This is a genomic window from Candidatus Hydrogenedentota bacterium (assembly GCA_016791475.1).
In the GTDB taxonomy this organism is placed as follows: Bacteria; Hydrogenedentota; Hydrogenedentia; order Hydrogenedentales; family JAEUWI01; genus JAEUWI01.
In genome coordinates, this window is record JAEUWI010000068.1 from 1 (window position 1) to 24,412 (window position 24,412).

Here is a 24,412-nt window from a genome sequence, read left to right on the forward strand (position 1 = left end):
GTGGGTCGTGGGTCGTGGGTCGTGGGTCGTGGGTCGTGGGTCGTGGGTCGTGGGTCGTGGGTCGCGGGTCGCGGGTCGCGGGTCGCGGGTCGCGGGTCGCGGGTCGTGGGTCGTGGGTCGTGGGTCGTAAGGTCGCAGGGGTGTCTGGCGGCTGATCTCATCGTGACCTTCACGACCTGTAAGACTTATTCTTTGTTCTCTTCACGCAGGCTTCCTCCGATCTGCTATAATCCCACCGGGCGTCCACATTCGGCAGGGCGCTCCGTCTTTTCAGCGCCCGCCCTCGACAGTCGAAGTATGGAGGATTCCCGGTGGGAGTACCGGTGCTCAGTGAATTTCAGAAGCTCAGCCAGCCACCGCGCCAGTTCCTCGTATTCAGCGCCTTGAATCTGTTCACCTGGTTTTCCATTGGTGGCCCGGTGATGGTGCTCTTTGCCCGTCACATCGAGATGCCCGCATCCTGGATTGGCGTCCTCAATTCCTTCCTTCAGTTGGCCACCCTGCTCGTCATCGTCACCATACCGCTGGTGCTGAAACTCGGATCGAAGCGCCTGTTGCTTATTACCTGGTCGCTCCAGAGCGTGGCGGCCTCGCTGCTTTTTCTCGTGCCCTGGTTTCTCAAGGCCTACGGGCCTCACGTGGGCTGGTGCGTCATGCTCGCCGCGGTCCTCGGCTTCTGCCTGGTCCGCGCCACGGGCATCGGCGGCTGGTTCCCCCTGATCCACGATGTGGTGCCGAAAGGGGAGCAGGGCGCCTTTTTCAGCACGGAAATGGCCCTGCTTCAGGGGTGCACCGTCACCGCCACCCTGGTCCAGGCCTTCATTCTCGGCAGCGACCCCACCATCGGCCGCTTTTTATTCATCAACGGATTTGGAATTACGTGCGGTGTGCTCAGCGCATTGTGGCTGAAGCGTATCCCCGTCACCGAGCAAAAGCATACCCCGATCAAAGGCAGCGGAAGCATTGAGGCCTACACCGCCGCCCTGAAGGACAAGGGCTACCTGCTCTTCGTCTTCACCACGGTCACATGCTTTTCCGGCTTCGCCTGGATCAACACGAGCATTGTGCTCTACATGCGCGATGCCATGCATTTCACCGATATGAACATCATGATCTTTCTGGCGGCGGGCAATTTCGGTGTGCTGCTCACCATCGCCTTCTGGGGTCGCTTCGCGGAGCACAGCGGCTCGGGTTATGCCGGGCTGCTTGCCATGCTGGGTCACTCCTTCGGCGCAATTGCCTACCTCTTTCTTCCCCCGGGTGCTCCGTGGTCCGCCTGGCTCCTGCCGCCCACGCTGGTCTGCACCACCCTACTGGGCGCGGCCTACTGGACCATCAACCATCGCTACATGATCAGCCTGGTGGACAAAGAGCACAAGGTCGGCTACACCAACCTGTGGATCGTGGGCACGGCCCTCGCCATGGGCGTCACGCCCGTCATCACCGGCTATATCATTGAGCACTACGGTATGCTGGGCTTCCGCGCCGCCTTCGCCATTTCCGGCTTCGGGGGAATACTCGCGGGTCTGGCCAACTTCTGGGTCGTGCACAACCGCCGCCCCCTCCGTCACGCCCTCGATGAGCTTGTCAACCCCATGCTTCCCCTGCGGACCGTCGGGCGTATCGCCTGGGTGACCGTGGGACTGCATAGCAGCAACCGCCGGGCCGTGGTGCATGACGAGCACACCCGAAAGGCTGGGTAATGGGTCTTATGGGTCGTATGGGTCGTATGGGTCGTATGGGTCGTATGGGTCGTATGGCGCCTCATACCGACCCATAAAACCCAAAGGGTGCATGAGACCCGTTTTCATCCTTCATCCTTCATTTTTCATCCTTCATTTTTCATCCTTCATTTTTCATCCTCCCAATGCCCTTTCCCCTTATCAACGACTTCCGAAAGCTTAGCCAGGCGCCCCAGCGCTTCCTGGTCTTCAGCACGTTCAACGTCTTCTCCTGGTTTTCCCTGGTGGGGCCGGTGGTGGTGCTCTTTGGCCGAACCATTGATATGCCCGCGTCCTGGATTGGTTTTCTCCTTTCCTTCATGCCCCTGTCCATGCTGCTGGTAATGGCCACGATACCCCTGGTCACCCGCTTCGGTCCGAAGCGTTTGATGATTGTGACGTGGATAGGGCGGAATCTGGCCGCGTCACTGGTTTTCTTTATTCCGTGGATGTTGCATAACCACGGCGCGCGATCTTCCTGGATTCTCCTGTTAACCGCCGTGCTGAGCTTCTGTCTCGTGCGCGCGGCGGGGGTGGGGGGCTGGTTTCCCTGGCTCCACGAAGTCGTGCCGGAAAAGGAGCAGAACACCTTTTTCAGCACGGAAACGGCTTTGGCCCAGTTTTGCATCGTGGTGGTGACCCTTTCCCAGGCCGCCATCCTCGGTCGGGAACCGGGCGTCCCCCATTTCATGGTGATCTATGCCTTCGGTATCGCCGCGGGGCTGATGAGCGCGCTTTGGCTCTCCCGCGTGCCCGGTGGCCGCGCCACCTATAATCCGGAGTTTCCCCAAAGCAGCTTCATCTCCTATCGCGCCGCCTGGCGGGATCGTCCCTATATCCGTTTCGTGTTTACCACCGGCCTCTGCTACTCGTGCCTGGCCTGGATCAACGCCAGCGCCGTGCTGTACATGCGCGATGCGCTCCATTTCACCGATCTGCGCATCATGCTGGTATTGTCCGCTGGAAATCTCGGCGTGCTTTCGACGATCCACTTCTGGGGGCGTTTCGCGGAACAAAACGGGACGGGGCACGCCGCCGTGCTGGCGATGGTGGGCCACTCCTGCGCGGCGCTTACCTTTCTGTTGCTCCCGCCCGGCGCTCCCTGGACCGCCTGGCTGTTGCCCCCCGTATTCGTGGCGTCGTGCGTATTGAATCTGGCCTACTGGACCCTGACCCACAAACACATGATTCAAGTCGTCGATGAGCACCACAAGGTGGGCTACACCAACATCTGGATCCTCGGCACCGCGCTCTCGCTTGGACTCACACCCATTTTCGCGGGTTACATTATCGAGCACCTGAACCTGACCGGTTATCGAATCGCCTTTTCCCTCGCGGGATTCGGCGGGCTGGTCGCGGCATTGGCGAACTACTGGGTGGTCTTTGATCGCAAACCGTTGCGCAGCGCGCTGGATGAACTGATCGACCCGGCCCTTCCCGTGCGGACCCTCGCCCGGATCGCCTGGGTCACCGTGGGGCTCCATTCCAGCAACCGCAAGCGGGATGGGGAGTAGGGGGACCGCCAGACTAAGGGCATTTCCCGGTAATTCGAAGGTTAACCCCGGGTGCAGGGACTATACGCAAGTGGCAAGATCCTTGATTTACATCAAGCATTTCGCGTTGAAATCATGGGGTTTCATTCAAGTCCGCTTCCGCGAAGTTACACCCGTAAACTTGGTCGCCAGGGCTCCCGCGCGTACAGGTGGCACCCTGCATCACTTTCCATCGCCACTACACCTTGTCCTTCAAAAACCGGCCCGTGTGGCTAGCCTTGTTTGCCGCGATCTTCGCGGGTGTGCCCGTGGCGATAACCTTGCCGCCCGCATCGCCGCCCTCGGGCCCGATGTCGATAATCCAGTCCGCCGTGCGGATGACATCCAGATTGTGCTCAATGACCACCACCGTATTGCCGTGGTCGGTCAGGCGGTGGAGCACCTGGAGAAGCTTGTCCACGTCCGCCGCGTGGAGGCCTGTGGTGGGCTCGTCCAATATATACAAGGTGCGGCCCGTCTGACGCTTGGCGAGCTCCGTGGCCAGCTTCACGCGCTGGGCCTCGCCGCCGGAGAGGGTCGTGGCTGCCTGGCCCAGGGTGATGTAGCCCAGGCCCACATCCATCAGCGTCTGCACGGGCCGGTAAATCGCCGGTATGTTTCGGAAGAAGGTGCAGGCATCCTCCACCGTCATTTCCAGCACTTCGGCGATATTCTTGCCCTTGTAACGAATCTCCAGGGTGTCTCGGTTATAACGGTGGCCGTGGCAGGTATCGCAGGGCACATACACATCGGGAAGGAAGTGCATCTCGATGGTGATGAGGCCGTTGCCCTCGCAGGCCTCGCAACGGCCGCCCTTCACGTTGAAACTGAAGCGGCCCGGCTTGTAGCCTCGGGCTTTCGCTTCGGGCACATAGGTGAATAGATCGCGGATCGCGCCGAACATGCCCGTGTAGGTCGCGGGGTTGGAGCGGGGCGTACGCCCGATGGGCGACTGGTCGATATCGATGATCTTGTCGATATGCTCCAGGCCCTCGATGCTCTTGTGCTTGCCCGGCTTTTCTTTCGTGCCGCCGTGGAGCGCCCGGGCCACCGCCGGATAGAGGGTTTCGTTGATCAGGCTGGATTTGCCCGAGCCCGATACTCCCGTGATGCAAACAAAGAGGCCCAGGGGAATATCCACGTTAACCTTTTTCAGGTTGTTGTGCTCCGCACCCCGGATCGAGATGAATTTGCCGTTGCCCTTGCGCGGCCCTTCGGGGCAGTGGATTTTCAGCTTGCCGGTGAGGTATTGCCCCGTGAGGGACTTGGGCGACGCCATGATTTCCTTTGGGGTGCCCTGCGCCACCACGCGCCCGCCGTGGACGCCCGCGCCCGGGCCCATGTCTACCACGAAATCCGCCGTGCGGATGGTGTCTTCGTCGTGCTCCACCACAATCACGGTATTGCCCAGATTGCGCAGGCGTTCCAGCGTGGCGATGAGCTTTTCATTGTCGCGCTGGTGCAGGCCGATACTCGGTTCGTCGAGAATATACACCACGCCCACCAGGCCCGAGCCGATCTGGGTGGCCAGCCGAATGCGCTGGGACTCGCCCCCGGAAAGGCTGCCTGCCTGGCGATCGAGGGACAGATAATTCAGGCCCACGCTGGAAAGGAAGCCCAGGCGCTCGCGAATTTCTTTCAGGATGCGCTCCGCGATGACCTTCTGCGATTTGTCCAGCTTGAGGCTTTTCATATACTCCAGCGCTTCGCCGATGGACATGGCGGTCACGTCGATGATATTGCGGTTGTCCACTTTCACCGCCATGGACTCGGGCCGCAATCGCGCGCCCTTGCACTGGGGACAGGGCCGTCCCCCCATGAATTCGCCGATGACTTCCCGCGCGCGGTTGGATTCCGTGTCGCGGTGGCGGCGTTCGAGATTGGGAATGACGCCCTCGAAGGGCCGGGAGGTCTCGTAGGTGCTCTTGGCGCTGTTGTAGGCAAATTTAACTTCTTCGAGGCCGGACCCATAGAGCACGATCTGCTTGAAGCGATCCGACAGGTCGCGCCAAGGCGTGCGGGTGCTCACCTTATAATGCTTGCACACCGACTCCAGCGCCATGCGGTACATGCCGTCCATCACCTTGTGCATGCTCCACGGGCGCACCGCGCCGTCGTCGATGCTCAGGGAGGGATCGGGGATGACCAGCTCGGGGTCTACTTCCATCACCGAGCCGAGGCCCGTGCAATGGGGGCAGGCGCCGTGGGGGTTGTTGAAGGAAAAGGCGCGGGGCTCCAGCTCTTCCGAGGCGATGCCGCACTCCACGCAGGCCAGGTGCTCGCTCTGGAGGATCTCCTTTTCCTGTCCGTCGGGCAACTGGGACCACACGCGCATGAGGCCCTTGCCCAGCTTCAGGCAGGTCTCCACCGAATCGGTCAGGCGTTTTTGCACGCCCTCCTTCACCACCACGCGATCCACCACCACATCGATGTCGTGCTTCACATAGCGCTCCATCTCGATGTCGTCGTCGACGTTGTGGAACGCGCCGTCCACGCGGATGCGCGTGAAGCCCTGGTGCTTCACATCGTCGAAGACCTTCTGGTAGGTGCCCTTGCGCTGGCGGATGATGGGCGCGAGCAATTGCACCTTGGTCGACTCCGGCAATGCCAGGATCGAGTCCACAATGCTCTGGGGCGTCTGCGACACGATGACCTTGCCGCACTGGTGGCAGTGGGGCGTGCCGATGCGCGCAAAGAGCAGGCGCAGGTAGTCGTAGATCTCCGTCACCGTGCCCACGGTCGAGCGCGGGTTGCGGTGCGTCGTCTTTTGCTCGATGGAGATGGCGGGACTCAGCCCTTCGATGTGATCCACATCGGGCTTGTCCATTTGATCGAGGAACTGTCGCGCATAGGCCGAGAGGCTCTCAACGTAACGCCGCTGTCCCTCCGCATAGAGTGTGTCGAAGGCCAGGCTCGACTTTCCCGAACCGCTCAGGCCGGTGATGACCACCAGTTTGTCCCGGGGGATGTCGAGGTTGATGTCCTTAAGATTATGTTCGCGGGCACCCTTGATGGAGATCACGTGGGTCGGCCCGGATTGTTTCGGAGGCATGGCGATTACTACCTTTTCGCCCGGCAAGGGCGGTGCATGACAAGCCCCATAGCATACCGGCCAACCGCGCGCGCCGCAACCGCGGGAAGGAAGGCCAGACCGGGGAAAGAATACTAAATATAGGTTCAGTGATTCCAGTCGAGAGTGGGACCGTCCTGAAAAGTGAACGTCTTCCGCAAGAAAGACTGGCAACTGTATTCACCACCCGTACCGAGGGATGCCACCCCGGACAGGACAGTCCCACGTTTTTAGAACCGCGGGACGGTCCCGCACGCCTGGTGCGCGATATTTAGTCGGGAAGTGTTTTTGTGCAGGGCGAAGAATGGCAAGGTGTCCTCGATATCTACAGGACGAATAGGACGGATACGACCGATTCTCCACATCCGTCCTATCCGTCAAATCCGTCCTATGGATTGCCCGCATTGCCAGTATAGCAGCGCGCGGTCATCGGTCAAATAAGTTTGGTTGATCCATCGCCTTTTTTGGTAGAGTATCGCTTTCATGGTTTTCACCGAGGAAGGAAGCGACCCATGCATCATACCCCATTCAAGGCCCTCGCGCTGGCCGCCGTTGTCGCGCTCGGCGCGCTGGCGGGCCCCGCCCAGGCACAGCCGGGCAACGAAGACATCCACATTCAGAACGGTATTCTCACGCGGGACAATCGCGAAGTGAAGGTCCGGGCCATCATGGCGCCCGACCTGATCACCAAGAAGGATGTCCTGGCCGATACCGCGCCGGTTCTGGCGGCCATCGCCTACGTGGGCGGCAACGCCGTCTGCGCCGATCTGCCCGGCTTCAACCCCGAAGGCACCTTCCTGTCGCCCGAAAGCGTGGTGACCGTCGGCCTGCTGGGCCATCGCACGAAGGAACAGCATATGTCCCTGGTGGTGCGGGTGCTGGGTGGCAACAACGACCCGGCATTCTGCGCCAACGCCGTGAAGACGGCGGCGGCGGCCCTCGCCGGTGAGCGTCGGGCGCTCTACTACTTCGACGGTCCCGATGCGGACAAGTGGGCGGCGGAGTTTCGCGCCCTGGCGCCGAATCTCGCGGTGGCATCGCCCACGGCGGGCCACGTCAAAGTCGTGACGGAGACTCCGGCGGAACCCTGCGCGAAGCCGACCCTGGTCGTCGGCACGCCCAACGCCAGCATGGATGTGAACACCCACTTTCTCATGGGCTGCGAGAAGGCCGACTATGATGCGGTGGAGGCTGCCCTGACCAACGACGTGCAGAAAGCCCCCTGGGAACCCGATAATTCGCGTCTTTCCGAGGCCGAGCGCAACGAGGGCTTCGTCGCCCTCAACAACGGCAAGGATTTTGCCGGCTGGTGGTATCCCTTCGAGAAAAACAGCTTCATCGTCAATGCCGAGGGCGACTTCGAGTTCAAAGAGCAGGGCGGCAAGGCCATACTCACGCGCAACCGCTACGACAACTTCATCCTGCGCCTCGACTATAAGATCGCGGAAGGCGGTAACAGCGGCGTCTTCCTGCGCGCACCCCGCGCCGCGCGCCAGTCCAAGATCGGCATGGAATTCCAGATCCACGGCGATGTGGGCGCGCCCGTGGGCGACGACATGACCGGCGCCATTTATCTGGTGGTCCCGCCGAAGGTGAATGCGACCAACCCGCCGATGACGTGGAACACGCTCGAAATCGTGCTAAACGGCAGCCACATCAAGGCCACGCTGAACGGCACGGTGGTCCACGATTTCAATATGGACACCGTGGAAGAACTGAAGTATCGGCTGAAGGACGGCTTCATCGGCCTGCAGGATCACAATCATTTTGTGGCGTTTCGCAACGTGCGGATCAAGGAACTCTAATCTTTTAATTGCTCACAATGGAGAGGCAAGCAATGAATAAATCCAGAAGACTGTTTATCGGCCAGTTGGCCGCCATCCCCGCCGTGGCCGCGTTCGCGGGCAAGGCCGTCGCCGCCCCCGGACCCGCCTGGCGCCTGGGCACCCAGAGCTACAGCTTCCGCAATTTCGATACCGCCGGTGCGATCGCGGAAGCCAAGAAGATCGGCCTGACCAACATTGAATTCTGCGCCGCCCATTTTCCCTGCGATGCCAATGATCCCGGCCTCGAAGCGGTCAAGGCGCTGATCAAGGAGCAGGGCGTCAATGTGCTCTGCTACGGCGTGGAAGAGTTCGGCGCGGACGAAGCCAAGAACCGCGCAAAGTTCGACTTTGCCAAGGCCCTCGGCATCAAGATCATCACCGCCAACCCCGAAGCGAACTCCTTCGACAACCTCGACAAGCTCACCGAGGAATACGGCGTGAAGATCGCCATTCACAATCACGGTCCCGGCGCGCGCTATGACGGCGTGCAGATGACCCTGGACGCTATCAAGGATCACAGCAAGCTCATCGGCGCCTGCGTCGATACCGGGCACGTGATTCGTACGGGCGAGAAGCCCCACGAAGTGATCGCCGCCCTGGGCGACCGCGTCCACTCCCTCCACCTGAAGGACTGGGTCCACGGTGGCGAAGAGAAAATCCTCGGCGAAGGCGACATCAACCTCGTGGAGGTCGTCAAGGCCCTCAAGGCGATCAAGTTCAAGGGCCCGCTTATGATCGAGTATGAGAACACCCCGGACAATCCCGGCCCGGACATGGCCATCGGGATCGCGAATTTCCAGAAGGCCGTGGACGAAGTCTACAAGGGCTAGGCCCTCGGCGTTCGTGCGATCTTGCAACGCGCCCGGCCCGTCGCCGGGCGCGTTTTTTATATGGGCCTTATGGATCCCATGGCCCTCGGTAGTTTCATAAGACCCATAAGACCTATACGACCCATAAGACCCATAAGACCCATTCTTCCGCCGTCAAAAGGAGGCTGTCATGAATCCAATCCTGCTCGCCACACTCCTCGCAGTCCTCGGTGCCGACGGCGTGGAAGGCACCAACTTCCACCTCTACGAATCCCGCAAACTCTCGATCGTCATCGGCGACAATTCCGCGCTGGGGGAGCACAAGGCCCGTTACAACGGCATCTACAGCCTCACGACTCCGAAGTTGAAGGTGTCGCCCTTCGTGCCGGACTACGCCGGACTCAACCTCGAGCACTACTTCGACATGCGGCCCGGCATCAACAAAGACAACAACGTCTTCTTCGAGCCGCGTATCGCCCCCATGACCTTCAAGCAGATCGACGAGCATAGCTCCGAGCTATTTCAACCCGAGACTCCCTACTGGGGCGTCGAAAGCACCACCCGCTTCACCGTCGCGCCGGAAGGCCACATCGACCTCGATTTCACCTGCACGCCGAAGCGCGACCACTTCGTGGGCGGTTTCCTCGGCGTCTTCTGGGCCTCCTACATTAATGCGCCGGAAGACAAGAGCATCTACTTCCTCGAAGCGGGCTCCTCCCTCGACGCCCCCCAATGGGTCCAATACTGCACCCAGCGCCACGGGCTCCACAGTACCGTGCGCGGGGCGGGCGACGATCTCCCCATGGAAGGGCCCGAGAGCACGACAAACCTCTTCATGAGCACCTCGCCCCTGCGCTACGCCATGCCCTTCTACTATGGCCGGTTTCACGACCAGGTGTTGATCTTCATGTATGAAGCCGGCGACGGCGGCCTGATCCGCCTGTCTCACTCGCCCTCGGGCGGTGGCGATACCCCGGACAAGACCGATACCAATCCCGCCTGGGACGTGCAGTTGATCGTGCCCAATCCCGTGGTGGGTCAGGCCTACGGCATGAAAGCGCGCCTCGTCGTGAAGCCGTGGAAAGATCGCGCAGACGTGCTGGCGATTGTAAAAAACTACTACGGGAAGTAGGGCTCTGGGACATACGACGGGCCGCGGACGCGCGATGGGTCGTATGGGTCGTATGGGTCGTATGGGAACGCAGTTTTCATACTGACTCATACGACCCATTTTCATCCTCCAGCCTCCAGCCTCCAGCCTCCAGCCTCCATCCTCCATCCTCCAGCCTTCAGCCTCCAGCCTCCAGCCTCCAGCCTCCAGCCTCCAGCCTCCAGCCTCCAGCCTCCAGCCTCCAGCCTCCAGCCTCCAGCCTCCAGCCTTCAGCCTTCAGCCTTCAGCCTTCAGCCCCCAGCCCCCAGCCCCAGCCTTCAGCCTTCAGCCTTCAGCCTTCAGCCTTCAGCCCCCAGCCCCCAGCCCCCAGCCTTCAGCCTTCAGCCTTCAGCCCCCAGCCTTTCGCCCTTCCCATCGCCGTGATTTTCTGGCAACCGCCCCCTCTGATCAACTATGCTCTTGCCGCAGTGTCAGCACCCCGAACAGAAGAGAATCCCATGCCCACCCCCAATACCGCGTTGAGCCCCGCCCGTCTTGCCGAATTGTCCGCCACCTACCGCGACGGCCTGTTGAATGACATCGTGCCTTTCTGGCTGCGCCACGGACTTGATCGGGAGCATGGCGGTATCATGACCGCTCTCAACCGCGATGGCGCCGTGATCGATACGGACAAGGGCCTGTGGCAGCAGGGCCGTTTTGTCTGGCTTCTGGCGACGCTCTGTCATTCCGTGGAGCCTCGCGAGGAGTGGATCGCGGCCGCGGAGTCGACGGTGAACTTCATTCACAAGTCCGCCCACACCGAAGACGACCTCATGTATTTCCAGGTGACCCGGGAAGGCAAGCCCCTGCGCCGCCGGCGGTACGTCTACACCGAATCCTTTGCGGCCATCGCCCTGGCCGCCTGGTCGCGCGTTTCGGGAGACCCGGAAGCCCGCGCGGAGGCCATCGATCACTTCCATCGCTTCGTCGATTACAATCGTACCCCCGGCTGGATCGCCCCCAAGGTCGATCTGGCCACCCGGCCCAGCCAGGGTCTCGGGCCCAACCTCATCCTCATCAACACCTGCCGCGTTCTCCGTGACGCCATCGGCTTCGGCGAGGCAGACGCCTTTATCGACGAGGCCATTGAGATCATCGAGCGCTGCTTCGTCAATGAAGAGTACCAGGCCGTCCTGGAAACCGTGGGGCCCGAGGGCGAGATCATCGATCACTTCGACGGACGCCTCCTCAACCCCGGCCACGCCATCGAGCTGGCCTGGTTTATCCTCCATGAAGCCTGGCAGCGCGGCAACGACGCACGGCTCCTGGCGCTCGGCTGCAAGATCCTCGACTGGACCTGGGCCCGCGGCTGGGATCAGGAATACGGCGGCATCCTTTACTTCCGCGACCTCAAGGGCCTTCCTGTGCAGGAATACTGGCAGGACATGAAGTTCTGGTGGCCGCAGAACGAGACCATCATCGCCACCCTTCTGGCCTATGCCCTCACCGGCGACGCGAAATATGCCGAATGGCATACCCTGATTCACGATTGGACCCACAGCCTCTTCCCCGATCCCGAGTATGGCGAGTGGTTCGGCTACCTCCACCGCGACGGTCGGATTTCCGTGCCCCTCAAGGGAAACATCTGGAAGGGCCCATTCCATATCCCCCGGATGCAGTGGTACTGCTGGCAGCTCTGTGATCGCATGATCGCCCGCGAAGGCGACGCCCCAATCACGCCCATCAGCTTCTGAGGGGAGGCCCCATCACCCCGCCAGGAGCGGGAGTTCGATGATGACCGTCGTACCTTTACCGGCCTCGCTTTCAAAAGAGAGCTCCCCGCCGTGGCCCCGAACCGTCTCTTGAACCACGGGCACGCCCAGTCCCACGCCAAACGCGCGCGTACTGAAAAGGGGCGTGCCCACCTGTTTCAGCACCTCCCGGGACATTCCGGGACCCGTATCCGTGATGCGGATCTCGCAGGTCGTGCCCCGGGCATAGCTCGTCACCATCAGGCGGTGCTCCCGGCCCGCGTCGTCCTCAAAAGACTGTACGCTGTTGTTGATCAGGTTCATCAGCGCGCGCCGCATCTTCTCCCGATCCAGGGACACCATCACACCCGGCTGGAGCTGCACCTCGCAATATACCGCGGGCGGAATCTCCGCCGTGGAAAGCACACCCGTCAGCCACGTGTCCAGCGTGGTCGCCCGACGCTCGATTTCATGGGCGCGACTCAAGTCGAGCAACTCCTCGATGATCCGGTCACAGCGGATGATGTTGCGCTCGCCCCGCTCGATGGCCCGGCGAAGGCGCTCCCGATCCACACCGTCAATCCCGTTCTTCAACGTGAAAAGTGAGCTCCGCACCGTTCCGAGGGGATTGCGGATCTCATGGCTCACCGCCGCCATAATTTCCCCCAGCATCGCCAGGCGCTCCTTCGCCAGCAGCGCCCGTTGCGATTCCTGCAACTCCGCCGTGCGGCGCGCCACGATCTCCTCCAGATTGTCCCGGTGCGCGGCGAGTTCCGCCTGCGCCTCAATCCGCTCCGCCACCTCCTCCGCCAGCGCCTCGCCCTCCTCCGCCAGCGCGTCCCGCGCCGCCCCCAGCTCCACCACCGCCAGAATGAGCGCGCAGAACATGGCAATGATGCCAAGCGTCACAAATACCGCATCCAGAAAGCCGTTCCACGCCGAAGCGTTCCCCAGTACCGGAATGTTTACGAGTGCCGGAATGTCCTCCGTCGTGCTCAGAAACTGCCCGCACACCACCCCGACCGCCCCCGCCAGCGTCAGCGCCTTCACCAGCAGGCCGCACCGATAAGAAGCCATCAGCCGGGTAAACATCAGAAGGACAATCAGGACCGTCGCCAGTAGGAGTGCGTCTCGGTAGAGGGGGGTAGCGATCTGCGTACACACAAGCACCAGTGTAAAGACAAGAACGATGCCGCCGAGGTATGATTGCGCCGTCTTCCGGGCCGAAGGGCGCGAAAATGGACCGACGCCTCCCACCCGTGCAAGGGGGTCGTGCTCCCTGGATTTCATATGCGGCTCCCCGCGCCTGCCGGGCGCGTGCCTTCTGGATCCTGTCGCCGATGCTTCGCAGTGGCCAACGGCGTAACGGAATGCTGCCTGCACCTGTACGAAGTGTAGCCTATTCGGACGCTGCTGTAAAGTGCCCTCAATACCGCTCACGCGGCTCAGGCAAACGAAAAGAAGCAGCCGGGTTCACGCATACGCGCAGACCCGGCTGGAAAGTGAGAATGGTGAACGGGGTGGGGATCGAACCCACGACCACCGGATTAAAAGTCCGATGCTCTACCGACTGAGCTACCCGTTCATAGGGAGAGATGGTCGTTCAGGCACAAATAGGGCTTGAACGAAGTTGAACTGGTATTGTACCGAAAAGGGGCGTCGGCGTGCAAATTTCGGGCATACTTGGGCGTTCTGGTTTCCCGGCGGCAGCGTGCTACACTCGCGGTTCGGCGTGAAATGGTGCGTCGATGGAGTCGCTGTCGTGGTGTGAAATTGGATTGGACCTCAAAGGACCCAACTGGAACAACAATAGGTGCACCTTTGTGCCCTTTGCGTTCGTTGAGGTTTCAGTTCTTTCTGTAACACTCCAGCCGAATGAAGTGGCGCCGGTGTTTTATCGTTGTGACCTGATTCAGCGAAGAGGATCGGCAAGGCTGGGAGCGCAGGCGTCCCCGCCTGCAACGCACCGAAGGTGCGCCCGAGGTGCTATTCGAGTACTTACGCTCAGCATGAGATCGGTACCAATCTGCAATCAATCCATGCGCCGGTGACGCATAATGCAGGCGAGGACGCCTGTCCGCCGAGGCGCATCTTCGACGCTCCCAGCCCACACGAGTGCTTTGCAGGATCAGAATCGAGTGGCAAAAGCATATTTACTTCATACGGCTGGAGTGTTACTTCCTCCTATGTTTCTTGAATGCCGTTCCGGTGCCGCAGTTCCGCAGGAAGCCTGTTTCGTGCGTGAAATCGGGGCTCCATACGCGTGTGGATTCGTATCCCCCATAGCCAAGTCGTGGGGAATTTGACCCAAAGGAAAAACCTGATGCGCATTCTAATTCTCCTCGCGCTGGCCCTAACCGGGATTGCAACGGCCACGGCGCAGCGCCCCACCCTGTCGGACGACCTGCCGCTCATCGATAAACCGTGGTCGAACGACGGGGAGAAGTTCAGCTTTGTGATCCTGGGCGACAAGACGAGCGGGGGCGAGGGGAAATGGCCGATCTATGATCGCGCGGTGGACGCCATCAACCTGCTCAAGCCCGATTTCGTCATCACCGTGGGCGATATGATCCCCGGTCACATGGAAACCCGGCCCCAGTGGGATGCGGAGTGGGGGGAGTACATGGCGCACGCGAAACGTATTGAAGCGCCCCTCTTCCTTACCGTGGGCAACCACGACATCGCCAATCTCGCCTGCTACGAATTCTGGCGCGAAGACTTCGGGCGCACCTACTATTCCTTTGATTACAAGGGCTGCCATTTCCTCATCTTCAACACCGAGGAAGAGCGGATCGATGGGCGCGGTCCGGCCTGGCGCGCCATGATGGACTGGGTGAAGACGGATCTGGCCGCCGCCTCGGAGGCGCGCCACACCTACGTGTTTTTTCACAAACCCATGTGGGACGATCCCCGTTTCATGGGGGACTGGGCGGAGTTGGAGGGCTACCTCGGTGCCCGCCCCTTCACCGTGGTGGCGGGCCACGAGCACTATCACAGCACGGACATCCGTGATGGCAACACGTACGTCATACAGAGCGCCACGGGCGGCGGCATCCAGTTGAGCGATGCAAGGAAGTGGGGGGGATTCCACAGCTTCGGCTTTGTCACGGTGGACGGCGCGGAATCGCGCTACGCCGTGGTGGAGCCCGAGGGCGGCATCTGGCCGGTGGATGTTGCCCCGGCTTCCTTCCGCAAGGCCATCAACAGCGAGCTGGTGCGGGCGGATGCAAAGCCTGGCGCGGATTTCAGCAGCGGGAGCGCGGATGTACAGGTGGATTTCAATCTGAGCAACGTGCTGGATAAGGATATCGAATTGCGTATCGTGCTGGAGGGCTTCTCGGAAACCGGCTGGCGGGTCCAGAACCCCGAGAGCTGGAATGAGGAAGAGGCTGCCCTGGTTTACGCGGCGAAGCTCGATCGTGGCGCCCAGGCGCTAATCCCCCTGCACCTCGAAGTTCCGCGGGATCGCGCGGCATTCCCACCCAATGTGGGCGTCCATGTCCGCTACGACGGCGCATGGATCGAAAAGGAGAGCATGCGCATGGCCGAGATCAATACGCTGCCGCTCCATCCCGTCTCATCGTATAAGGCGGCACCTGCCCTGCGGATTGTGGGGCCCTTCGTCCTCGGCCCCATCGACACCAGCCACCTGCCTGAGCACCCCGAAAAGGCCAACGCGGCGCTGGCTCGTCCATGGGGTCCCGAAAATGGCGCGGCCCCCGGTCCCTTCGAAGGCGGCCTGGCCTGGACGCAGATTTTGCCTCAGGGCTTCGGCTTGATCAACGCCAACGCCCTGCTCGGCACCCTCGACGGTGCGGCGGCCTATGTCGCCTGTGCGGTGCACAGCCCGGAAGATCAGCGTACCCACGCGATTATCGCGGCGGACAATTTCTCCCAGACCTATGTCAACGGCGCGCTGGTCGCGTCCGGCCAGGGCTTTGGCGCGCCGGGCGACTTCGTCTATCCCGAACTGGCCCTGAAAAAGGGCTGGAACCACGTCGTGGTGAAGCTCATCAACAATAAAGCCGACTGGTTTCTACGCTTTGTCATCGCGGATCCGATGGGGAATCTGATCCTTGCCGCAGACGCGCCTTCGGGTGAATAGAAGCGTTCAACCGGCCACATTGTAGAAACGGGCCATGTCGTGGCACACTTCCTCCGGCTGATGGCAGCCGCACGATCTGGAAATAGAAAGTACCCCTGAATGGCCAAGCCCTTTGACGTCCGCCCTGCGGGCGCCGCGCTCTACTATATCCCCTGCACCCTCCGTGTGCCCCTCAAGTTCGGTTCCGCCGTCTCCACCCATATTCAGTGCGCGCGGGTGAAGCTGGAGGTCGTGAATCGTGAAGGTCGCCGCGCCACCGGCTGGGGTGAGACGCCCCTGAGCGCCAACTGGGTCTGGCCCAGCGCCCTGGACTACCCCGAGCGGGAAGCCGCCTTGATGGCGTTCAGCGAAGTCCTGGGTGAGGCGTGGGCGAATTTCGAAGTCTACGGTCACCCGATGGAAGTGGGCCACGCGTTCCTGCACGAGCGTCTGCCTGGACTCCTGGAGGCCTTTAACGGAGCACGCACGCGTGAGCCCATGCCCTGGCTCGCCGCGCTCGTCTGCTGCTCCGCCTTCGATATCGCGCTGCATGACGCCTACGGCATTCTGAACGAAGTTCCGGTTTACAAGACCTACAACGCCGATTACATGAACGCGGATTTGGCGGCATACCTGACGCCCGCCGATGGTGTCGACGTGAGCTTTGTCGGCAAATATCCCCAGGATTTCTTCCAGCTACCCCGTCGCAAGGAACTGCCCGCCTGGCACCTCGTGGGCGGAAAAGATCCCCTCGATCCCTTCGAGCCGGACCTTGTGCTGCCGCAGGATGACTACCCCGTTTTTCTGCGCGAATGGATCCGCACCGACGGCCTCATGTGTCTCAAGATCAAGCTCTGTGGCACCGATGCCGCCTGGGACTACAAGCGAATCGTGGATATTGGAAACATCGCCATCGACGAGGGTGTCGTCTGGCTCACGACGGACTTCAACTGCACCGTCACCGACCCTACCTATGTGAACGTTATCCTCGACCGGCTCATTATGGAGCACCCCCGCATCTGCGGCATGCTGCTCTATGTGGAGCAGCCCTTTCCCTATGATTTGGAGGCCAACCGCATCGACGTGCACAGTGTCTCATCGCGCAAACCGCTCTTCATGGACGAAAGCGCGCACGACTGGGAACTGGTGCGTCTGGGACGGGAGCTCGGATGGACGGGGGTCGCGTTGAAGACGTGCAAGACCCAGACGGGCGCACTACTGAGTCTGTGCTGGGCCAAGGCCCACGGCATGACCCTCATGGTGCAGGACCTCACCAACCCCATGCTGGCCCAGATTCCTCATGTGCTCCTGGCGGCCCACGCCGGCACCATCATGGGCGTGGAGACGAACGCCATGCAGTTTTACCCCGATGCCAGCCTTCCCGAAGGGGAAATCCATCCGGGACTCTATCAACGACGTGAGGGGGTTGTGAAACTCGACTCTATCTCGGGCAACGGCTTTGGCTACCGACTCAACGAGATCAAGCGCGAATTGCCCGCTCCCGCGGGTGAATGGACCGTTGATAGTTGATAGTGAAGTTGCGAGCGGTAATTAGAGCCGGTCTGTTCTTACATGATGAACGGCCCCTCGTCGTCGTCAACGGTCAACGATCCATTATCAACCGCCTTCCGGATTCTTGATGATCGCGAGAAACTCCGCGTAGTTCTTGGTGCGCAGCACCTGCTCCGTCGTCTCAAAGCGCCGGAAGCGCCGTGCAATTTCGGCTCCGAGTTCCAACTGGGCGCTGGGCAGTTCTTCCGGCGTCAGCGCCAGGAATATGATGTTGGCCGGTTTTCCATCCGGCGCGTCGAAGTCGATACCGGTCTCGGAAATCCCCACCGCCACCATGGGCTCTTTCAACCCCGGCACCCGCGCATGGGGTAGGGCGATGCCATTTCCGATACCGGTGGGCATGGCTTCTTCCCTCGACCACACGGCCGGCTCAACCGAGTTGAGGTCCAGCCCGGTGGACTCGCACATGGCCGCCGCCAGTTCGTGAACCACCGCGCGGCGCGAGGTTGCGGCGAGCTGTCGATTGAACAATTTGGAACGGAGCGCATCCTGAAGGCGCTTGGCTTTTGTATGCTGGAGAATCATCTTCATGAAAGGGCCGCTCATCATGGAGGTCACGATGGCCATGATGACCAGCGCCACGAACAGGGGCTGGCGGATGATACCCGCCTCCAGGGCCAGCAGTCCCAGCACGATTTCCATCGCGCCGCGGGCGTTCATCGCAAAGCCCACCGCCCAGGCGTCGCGCTTCGGCATGCCGCCCCACTTCGCGCCCAGAACCCCGCCCGCCAGCTTGCAGATGCAGGCGATCAGGAGCACGGTCAACACCAGTCCCAGGTTGAAATGGGAGACGAAGTTGACCTTCAGACCGATGCTGGCAAAGAAGAGGGGGGCAAAGATAAATGATACGAATTGATCGATCACGACCCGGGTGTGCTCGCGCATGTGGGGCGAATCCCCGATGGCGACGCCCACGATAAATGATCCGAATATGGCGTGAATACCGATCCACTCCGTCAGCGCGGCCGCCAGCAGCGCGGCGGTAAGGGCAAAACTGAGGACCCCGCCGGGCCAGTGCGTGTAGGCCTGGAGATAGGGCAGGATCCGATTGATCAGCCAGCGGCCCGCTGTAAGCATGCCAACGGCGAAAACCAGCGTCAGCAGGATCGTCATGGGGATGTCCCGCATGTGACCCGAGCCGGCCTCCATCATACCCAGTATTACCGCAAAGATCGTCCAGCCGATCAAATCGTTGAAAATCGCCGCGCTGATCACCACCATCCCCAGGTCGCTCCGGTACAAATCCAGATCCATCAGCGTCTTCGCGATGACGGGCAGTGCGGTAATGGAAAGGGCTGTCGCCAGGAACAGGGCGAAAACCAGCGGATCGGCCCCCGCTTCCGCACCCAGTGCGTCGGGGACATACCAGGCCAGGCCAAAACCGATGACGAAGGGGATCACCATGCCCATGATCCCCACTTTCAGCGCCACCCGCCCCTGGCGGCTCACGGTGGAAAGGTCCACCTCCAAACCAGCCACCAGCAGGAACAGGACGATGGCCACCGTCACCAGCGTGTCCAACGCGATCGCGTTTGCACCCTGGGGGGGAAATAGAGCGAGATTCAATTCCGGCAACACCATCCCGAGCACGGTCGGCCCCAGGAGCACGCCAGCCATGAGTTCGCCCAGCACCGCTGGCTGGCGGAAGCGCTGCGCGATTTCCCCGAGGGTTCTTGCGGTGCCCAGGAGAATCCCGATAGCGAGGAAAAGGGTGATGATATTTTGGTGAGAAAGACTGTCCATCGTTCGTTCTTGTTGGTTTTTGTCGCGCGGGTCCCCGCCAGGCACGCGACAGAGCCAATTTCAGTCCCTATTGGACCATAGTCCTGGACACGGGTACAAATCCCGCTTCCCGCGCGAATCGGAGAGCTTGCCTTAATCTGAATTCAATGCTATTATTCAGCTCCGTAAGCAATAGGTGAATAGTGTTAGACCAGTTCTACGAGGGATGATCCGGGACGTGCAGGGTTGTCCCGGCGGGATCTTGAGATTATTCATCCTCCGTTGCGGTGCCTTGTCGCCGTGGAAGCCTCGTCGTACGGTGTACCGGGCGGAATTGGATGTTTAGTCTCCGGTTGCATTGCAATCGGGCGATCCATTAGCGTGAAGCGCGGCGGTGATGGTGATCGATTGCTAAAAGCAGGTCGTGCCTTACACCGTTGCCGCAGGGAGAGATCCCCGGAACGAGAGAGATTTTCGTCGACGAGGAAGCGATGCAGTTGCCATAGCAATGCAGGCAGTCGTGCAGTACTGGATGATGGCCCGGTTCAGTTACGGAGTGAATGTGGGTTCTCCAGGTGATCTACGGCTCATTTAGCAGAGGGTCCGTGCGAGTATGGGGTCTGAGAATCGGAATACGCAGACGGTGAACTGCCCGAGGGAGACGGGTAGATTTGAGACTGGCGCCGCCGACGGTGGGGAGGCCTATTCCTCGCCCGCCCGGTTGGATGGAGGCCGTGTCATGGACAGCAGCGAGGAACGACGGGTCATATCCCGCTTCAACGCTTCGCTCATCGTAGCTGTTCCCGGTTTGGTTCTGCTGGGGGTGGGCTTCCTCCTCCTCCACACCGCACCCGTGCCCGGCCAGATAATCGGACAGGAGCGCGTAATCCAGCGCTTTTGCGGGCTCGTTGCAACGACCACCGGTACCGCCGCCCTGGCGGCCTCCGTGTTGCTCGTAACCTCCACCATGGTGCGCTCCCGTGGAAAACAATCCCGGCTGGCCGTCTACATGCTCGGTCTTGCCGTGCTTGCGGCGCTCGTCGCCCTCACCTGAGCTCAGCCCGGAGTCTGGTCCTGTCGCGGGGTTCGGGCTTGCTTTCGGAAGGGTGATGTGATGATTGCCCGAAGCGACTGCCACTCCCCCTTCTCCTGACCATCGTCCAGCCCGAGCTGGATCGTGCCGGGGTCGTCCCGCAGGCGAAATGTGCCAAAGAGCCGATCCCAGATGGAAAGCACGCTCGAAAAATTGGAATCGGTCTCCGGCTGCCAGTTCGAGTGATGGACCCAGTGCATCCACGGCGTGGTGATGACACAGCGCAGCGCCCGATCCAGACCCGAGGGGATTCGGATATTGCTGTGGTGGAAGAGAATCACCGGCAGCAAGATCGCTTCGTAGAGCAGAAGCTGGGGCATCGTCAGACCAATCAACGGCAACACCATCAGCCGCGCCGTGGACGAAATCACAATCTCGCCCGTGTGAAAGCGCACCGCCGAGGTCACATCCATCGCCCGATCGGAATGGTGCACCGCGTGGAAACGCCACAAAAATTTCACCCGATGGCTCAGCCGGTGCCAGGTGTACATCCACCCGTCGAATAGCACCAGCCCCAGCGGCCATTCCACCCAGGCGGGCAGCGCCAGCCAATGGAGAAGGCCAAAGGGCTGCAGGCGTGCCCACTCCGTCACGAACAGCATGGAGGCACCGAAGATCAGCGCCGCAAGCACCGCGTTGGCCACGCCAAGCACAAGGTTGACCGCGCCATGGCGCACACGCCCCGTTCGCCCGGCAAACATGGGCACGGTGGATTCGGCGGTCCAGAGGAGTACCAGCATGACGGCCGCCGCGGCGGGCTTCGCATCGGCGAGCCAGGTGCTATCCTGAAGTTCGCCCATCATTGAAGTTCAATCATGCGACGGCTCATTCCGAAACCTCCACACGCAAGGTGACCAGGAAGGCACCCGCCTTCACGAGCTCCCGCGACTCACCCGGTTTGATTCGCGTGCTGGCCTCGAACTCGATGGACGACTCAACCTTCAACTCGCTTTCGCTGTCACCGGATTCGTCCTCGGTGCTTTTTGATTCCCGGATGGATCCCGTGCAGGTGACCAGCACCGTGCCGGTCGCATCATCAATCGAGACCGTCCCTTCAATTTTCGAACGGCTTTCGATGGCCAATTCGGATGAGGCCTTATCCCCGCTGTTCTCTGTCGACTCCTCGGCCTCTTCAACACCGTCCTGCGACTCCTTGCTCTGCTCCGTCTCGATCTGGAAGGCCGAGGTCGCGGTGGAAATTGTCACGTTCTTTCCGGCGCCCGCCATCTCAAAATTCAGGGTCACGGTCTTGCTGAGTACCGTGCCTTCCGGTGCGCGAGATTCTTCCTGTCCGTGCGCCGGCACGGTTCCAACAATAGTAAGGGCCACGGCAACCGCCAGAAGGGCGGTCCACCAATGTGAAGATAACATGAGCAAATCCCCGTAAGTTCTGAGTTCGTCATTGCGGGACGCGGTCTATTCCAGCACGTAAAGCGCGCGCCTGATGCCATTTGACATTGTACAGGTACGATGCCCTAGCCTGATAGCACCTTCTATATCTGGCCCGATGGATACCCTGACCGTGCAAATAGGCGATGACCACAGCGACCTCCGTTCCGAGGGCGACCTAAACCTTTCCGACGCACGGCTTCGCTGGCAGGCCGAACACCTGGACCGGGATACCCGCACCCTGCTGGACGAAGACGCCGCGGTGTTCCTGCACCAGTCCCTCTCCACGCCCTGCCTGAACGCGCTGGAAAGCTGCGAAGGCCCTCATATCGTGGATACCCAGGGGCGGCGCATCTTCGATTTCCACGGCAATTCTCTGCATCAGGTGGGCCATGCAAACCCGAAGGTCATCGAAGCCATCCAGCGGCAACTGGCCGAGCTGGCCTTCTGCCCACGGCGCTACACCAACCGACCGGCCATCGATCTCGCGAAAAAGCTCGTGGAAAAAGCACCCGGCGATCTCAGCCGCGTCCTTTTCGCGCCAGGGGGCACCTCCGCCATCGGCATGGCCCTCAAGCTCGCCCGCGCCGCCACCGGCCGCTACAAGACCATTTCCATGTGGGATTCCTTCCATGGCGCCTCCCTCGACGCCATCTCCATAGGCGGCGAGGCCATATTCCGGAAGGGAATCGGTCCCTTGATGCCGGGAACGGAGCACGTGCCCCCGCCCGACCCCGCGAGTTGCCCTTTCAAATGCGGGACGGTCTGCACCCTCCAGTGCGCGGACTATATCGAGTATGTGCTCGAAAAAGAGGGCGATGTCGCCGCCGTCATCTCGGAGACGGTTCGCAGCACGCCCTATATTCCGCCGCCGGACTACTGGAAGCGCGTCCGTGCCGCCTGCGATCGCCACGGCGCTCTGCTGATTCTCGACGAAATCCCCACCTGCCTCGGGCGGACCGGCACCTTCTACACCCACGAGCACTACGGTATCGTCCCCGATATGGTCGTCATCGGCAAGGGACTCGGCGGCGGCGTCTTCCCCCTGGCCGCCCTCCTCGCCCGGGAGCACCTGAACAGCGCCATGCCCGAGCGCGCCCTCGGCCACTACACCCACGAAAAGAATCCCGTCGCCTGCGCCGCCGCATTGGCCACGATAGCCTTCATCGAAGAGAACGACCTCCTCGAGCACGTGACGGAACTGGGGACTTACACCCTGGAGCGTCTGCGCGGGTTGCAGGAAGAATTTCCGTGCATCGGCGACGTGCGTGGACTCGGCCTGCTGCTGGGTGTCGCCATCGTCGAGCCCGGGACCGCTAAGCCCGCCCCCGCGCATGCGGAGAAAATCCTCTATGCCGCCCTCAGTCGCGGATTGAGCTTCAAAGTCAGCATGGGCAACGTGCTCACCCTCGCGCCCGCGCTCACCATCACGCGGGAGCAAATGGACGAGGCGCTGGGGATATTGGCGCAAAGCCTCTCTTCTACTTGAAGTTCCGCAGTCAACGAAAACTATATTGACCACGGAGTTCGCGGAGGCACGGAGAAGTATGAGAGGTGAGATCACCGCGCTCAAATCAATGCGTATGAGATGACAGGGTCACCCCCCACTTTTCTTCTCAGTGCCTCCGTGTCTCCGTGTTCATTTCGTGACTTATTTTTTCGGTCGAAGCCCCAACCCCTTGTGTTGCTCGGAATCCCTTCTCTATACTGTGGCGTACCCTTTCGGGCCCGATTGCAGCAAGGCGGGGCCTGCCAATTCAGGATTCTCTTATCTTTATGAAACGCATTCTCGTCACCGGCGCCGCCGGTTTCATCGGCTCCCATCTGGTGGACACGTTGCTCGCGCGGGGCGACGAAGTCCTTGGTGTGGACAGTTTCAATACCTACTACGATCCCGCCATCAAGCGGCGCAATCTCTCCCAGGCCGAGGGTATGGACCGCTTCAGCCTGAGCGAGATCGACATCTGCGACGAAGCCGCCCTGCGCGCGGTCTTCGCGGCGTTCCAGCCCGAGGTGGTGGTCCATCTGGCGGCGCGTGCGGGCGTACGGCCTTCCCTGCAGGACCCCAATCTCTATCACCGCGTGAACGTCATCGGCGGCCAGCACATCCTCGATGCCTGCCGCGATTTCAAGCCCTCGCACCTGGTCTTCGCGTCGAGTTCGTCGGTCTACGGCGGCAGCAAAGAGGTGCCCTTCCGCGAGACGGACCCCGTGATGACGCCCGTGAGCCCCTATGCCGCCACCAAGCGCATGAACGAACTTCAGGCGCATGTCTACCACCACATTTACGGCGTGCGCACGACCATGCTTCGCTTCTTCACCGTCTACGGGCCCCGTCAGCGCCCCGATATGGCCATCCATAAATTCACAAAGATGATCCTCGCGGGGGAGCCCATCCCCATGTTCGGCGACGGCTCCACCTATCGCGACTACACCTACATCGACGATATCATCGACGGCGTCGTGCGCTGCGTCGACACACCCTTCGACTACGAGATTTTCAACCTCGGCGAAAGCCATACCACCAGCCTGCGTGAATTGATTACGCTCATCGAACGCCACACGGGTCGCGAGGCCATCATCGACGAGCAGCCCATGCAGGCGGGCGATGTGGAAAAGACCTACGCCAACGTGGATCACGCCGGAGAAAAGCTGGGCTACGCCCCGCGCTTTACCATGGACGAAGGCATCAAACGCTTCGTGACTTGGTATCAAGATCAGAATGAATCCTCATCCGCGGTCACAACCTGAAG

16 protein-coding genes and 1 tRNA gene are annotated in these 24,412 nt (G+C 61.1%); 11 read left to right on the forward strand and 6 right to left on the reverse strand.

Annotated elements, in window-relative coordinates; genetic code table 11:
- The first annotated feature begins 323 nt into the window (after window positions 1-323).
- Both JNK74_24730 and JNK74_24735 read left to right on the forward strand, forming a co-directional pair.
- The gene (locus tag JNK74_24730; GenBank protein ID MBL7649396.1) at window positions 324-1,703 is read left to right on the forward strand and encodes an MFS transporter; all 1,380 of its coding nucleotides are present in this window, start codon (window positions 324-326) and stop codon (window positions 1,701-1,703) included.
- 164 nt (window positions 1,704-1,867) lie between these two features.
- The gene (locus JNK74_24735) at window positions 1,868-3,235 is read left to right on the forward strand and encodes an MFS transporter (protein ID MBL7649397.1); all 1,368 of its coding nucleotides are present in this window, start codon (window positions 1,868-1,870) and stop codon (window positions 3,233-3,235) included.
- A 217-nt stretch (window positions 3,236-3,452) separates the two neighbouring features.
- On the opposite strand, the gene uvrA is transcribed toward JNK74_24735, so the two are convergent.
- The gene (gene uvrA, locus JNK74_24740) at window positions 3,453-6,305 is read right to left on the reverse strand and encodes an excinuclease ABC subunit UvrA (protein ID MBL7649398.1); all 2,853 of its coding nucleotides are present in this window, start codon (window positions 6,303-6,305) and stop codon (window positions 3,453-3,455) included.
- Between the two features lie 530 nt (window positions 6,306-6,835).
- Between uvrA and JNK74_24745 the strand changes: the two genes are divergently transcribed.
- From JNK74_24745 to JNK74_24760, 4 genes are all read left to right on the forward strand, one after another.
- The gene (locus JNK74_24745) at window positions 6,836-8,128 is read left to right on the forward strand and encodes a DUF1080 domain-containing protein (GenBank protein ID MBL7649399.1); all 1,293 of its coding nucleotides are present in this window, start codon (window positions 6,836-6,838) and stop codon (window positions 8,126-8,128) included.
- Between the two features lie 32 nt (window positions 8,129-8,160).
- Window positions 8,161-8,979, forward strand: coding sequence for a sugar phosphate isomerase/epimerase (locus tag JNK74_24750; GenBank protein ID MBL7649400.1), 819 nt, complete (start codon window positions 8,161-8,163; stop codon window positions 8,977-8,979).
- A gap of 169 nt (window positions 8,980-9,148) precedes the next feature.
- Entirely contained in the window at window positions 9,149-10,090 is a 942-nt protein-coding gene (locus JNK74_24755) for a hypothetical protein (GenBank protein ID MBL7649401.1), read from the forward strand.
- A gap of 476 nt (window positions 10,091-10,566) precedes the next feature.
- Window positions 10,567-11,802: an AGE family epimerase/isomerase gene (locus tag JNK74_24760; GenBank protein MBL7649402.1), complete on the forward strand. Its 1,236-nt coding sequence runs from the start codon at window positions 10,567-10,569 to the stop codon at window positions 11,800-11,802.
- Window positions 11,803-11,814: 12 nt separating this feature from the next.
- Here JNK74_24760 and JNK74_24765 read toward each other — a convergent pair whose 3' ends face one another.
- Window positions 11,815-13,089, reverse strand: a complete 1,275-nt coding sequence (locus JNK74_24765; protein ID MBL7649403.1) for a hypothetical protein — start codon at window positions 13,087-13,089, stop codon at window positions 11,815-11,817.
- Window positions 13,090-13,308: 219 nt separating this feature from the next.
- Window positions 13,309-13,384: transfer RNA gene (locus tag JNK74_24770), tRNA-Lys, on the reverse strand.
- 738 nt (window positions 13,385-14,122) lie between these two features.
- Here JNK74_24770 and JNK74_24775 point away from each other — a divergent pair.
- Entirely contained in the window at window positions 14,123-15,904 is a 1,782-nt protein-coding gene (locus tag JNK74_24775; protein ID MBL7649404.1) for a metallophosphoesterase, read from the forward strand.
- 99 nt (window positions 15,905-16,003) lie between these two features.
- Complete coding sequence (locus tag JNK74_24780) at window positions 16,004-17,413, forward strand: hypothetical protein (GenBank protein MBL7649405.1); 1,410 nt, start codon at window positions 16,004-16,006, stop codon at window positions 17,411-17,413.
- Between the two features lie 87 nt (window positions 17,414-17,500).
- On the opposite strand, the gene JNK74_24785 is transcribed toward JNK74_24780, so the two are convergent.
- The gene (locus tag JNK74_24785) at window positions 17,501-19,198 is read right to left on the reverse strand and encodes a cation:proton antiporter (GenBank protein ID MBL7649406.1); all 1,698 of its coding nucleotides are present in this window, start codon (window positions 19,196-19,198) and stop codon (window positions 17,501-17,503) included.
- A gap of 718 nt (window positions 19,199-19,916) precedes the next feature.
- On the opposite strand from JNK74_24785, the gene JNK74_24790 reads away from it, so the two are divergent.
- The gene (locus JNK74_24790; GenBank protein MBL7649407.1) at window positions 19,917-20,231 is read left to right on the forward strand and encodes a hypothetical protein; all 315 of its coding nucleotides are present in this window, start codon (window positions 19,917-19,919) and stop codon (window positions 20,229-20,231) included.
- A 2-nt stretch (window positions 20,232-20,233) separates the two neighbouring features.
- Here JNK74_24790 and JNK74_24795 read toward each other — a convergent pair whose 3' ends face one another.
- On the reverse strand, window positions 20,234-21,010 hold the full coding sequence (locus tag JNK74_24795; protein MBL7649408.1) for a sterol desaturase family protein: 777 nt from the start codon (window positions 21,008-21,010) through the stop codon (window positions 20,234-20,236).
- 85 nt (window positions 21,011-21,095) lie between these two features.
- The gene (locus tag JNK74_24800; protein ID MBL7649409.1) at window positions 21,096-21,641 is read right to left on the reverse strand and encodes a hypothetical protein; all 546 of its coding nucleotides are present in this window, start codon (window positions 21,639-21,641) and stop codon (window positions 21,096-21,098) included.
- Between the two features lie 136 nt (window positions 21,642-21,777).
- On the opposite strand from JNK74_24800, the gene JNK74_24805 reads away from it, so the two are divergent.
- Together JNK74_24805 and JNK74_24810 are read left to right on the forward strand one after the other, a co-directional pair.
- Entirely contained in the window at window positions 21,778-23,148 is a 1,371-nt protein-coding gene (locus tag JNK74_24805) for an aspartate aminotransferase family protein (GenBank protein ID MBL7649410.1), read from the forward strand.
- Window positions 23,149-23,435: 287 nt separating this feature from the next.
- On the forward strand, window positions 23,436-24,410 hold the full coding sequence (locus tag JNK74_24810; GenBank protein ID MBL7649411.1) for a GDP-mannose 4,6-dehydratase: 975 nt from the start codon (window positions 23,436-23,438) through the stop codon (window positions 24,408-24,410).
- The last annotated feature ends 2 nt before the right edge of the window (window positions 24,411-24,412 follow it).

What these genes read in the sequence shown, in the direction of transcription:
- JNK74_24775 (MBL7649404.1), top strand. Translation starts at nt 14,123, where the DNA reads ATGCGCATTCTAATTCTCCTCGCGCTGGCCCTAACCGGGATTGCAACG.
- JNK74_24745 (MBL7649399.1), top strand. Translation starts at nt 6,836, where the DNA reads ATGCATCATACCCCATTCAAGGCCCTCGCGCTGGCCGCCGTTGTCGCG.
- JNK74_24800 (MBL7649409.1), bottom strand. Translation starts at nt 21,641, where the DNA reads ATGTTATCTTCACATTGGTGGACCGCCCTTCTGGCGGTTGCCGTGGCC.
- JNK74_24805 (MBL7649410.1), top strand. Translation starts at nt 21,778, where the DNA reads ATGGATACCCTGACCGTGCAAATAGGCGATGACCACAGCGACCTCCGT.
- JNK74_24755 (MBL7649401.1), top strand. Translation starts at nt 9,149, where the DNA reads ATGAATCCAATCCTGCTCGCCACACTCCTCGCAGTCCTCGGTGCCGAC.
- JNK74_24750 (MBL7649400.1), top strand. Translation starts at nt 8,161, where the DNA reads ATGAATAAATCCAGAAGACTGTTTATCGGCCAGTTGGCCGCCATCCCC.
- JNK74_24795 (MBL7649408.1), bottom strand. Translation starts at nt 21,010, where the DNA reads ATGCTGGTACTCCTCTGGACCGCCGAATCCACCGTGCCCATGTTTGCC.
- JNK74_24735 (MBL7649397.1), top strand. Translation starts at nt 1,868, where the DNA reads ATGCCCTTTCCCCTTATCAACGACTTCCGAAAGCTTAGCCAGGCGCCC.
- JNK74_24790 (MBL7649407.1), top strand. Translation starts at nt 19,917, where the DNA reads ATGGACAGCAGCGAGGAACGACGGGTCATATCCCGCTTCAACGCTTCG.
- JNK74_24765 (MBL7649403.1), bottom strand. Translation starts at nt 13,089, where the DNA reads ATGAAATCCAGGGAGCACGACCCCCTTGCACGGGTGGGAGGCGTCGGT.
- JNK74_24810 (MBL7649411.1), top strand. Translation starts at nt 23,436, where the DNA reads ATGAAACGCATTCTCGTCACCGGCGCCGCCGGTTTCATCGGCTCCCAT.
- uvrA (MBL7649398.1), bottom strand. Translation starts at nt 6,305, where the DNA reads ATGCCTCCGAAACAATCCGGGCCGACCCACGTGATCTCCATCAAGGGT.
- JNK74_24780 (MBL7649405.1), top strand. Translation starts at nt 16,004, where the DNA reads ATGGCCAAGCCCTTTGACGTCCGCCCTGCGGGCGCCGCGCTCTACTAT.
- JNK74_24760 (MBL7649402.1), top strand. Translation starts at nt 10,567, where the DNA reads ATGCCCACCCCCAATACCGCGTTGAGCCCCGCCCGTCTTGCCGAATTG.
- JNK74_24785 (MBL7649406.1), bottom strand. Translation starts at nt 19,198, where the DNA reads ATGGACAGTCTTTCTCACCAAAATATCATCACCCTTTTCCTCGCTATC.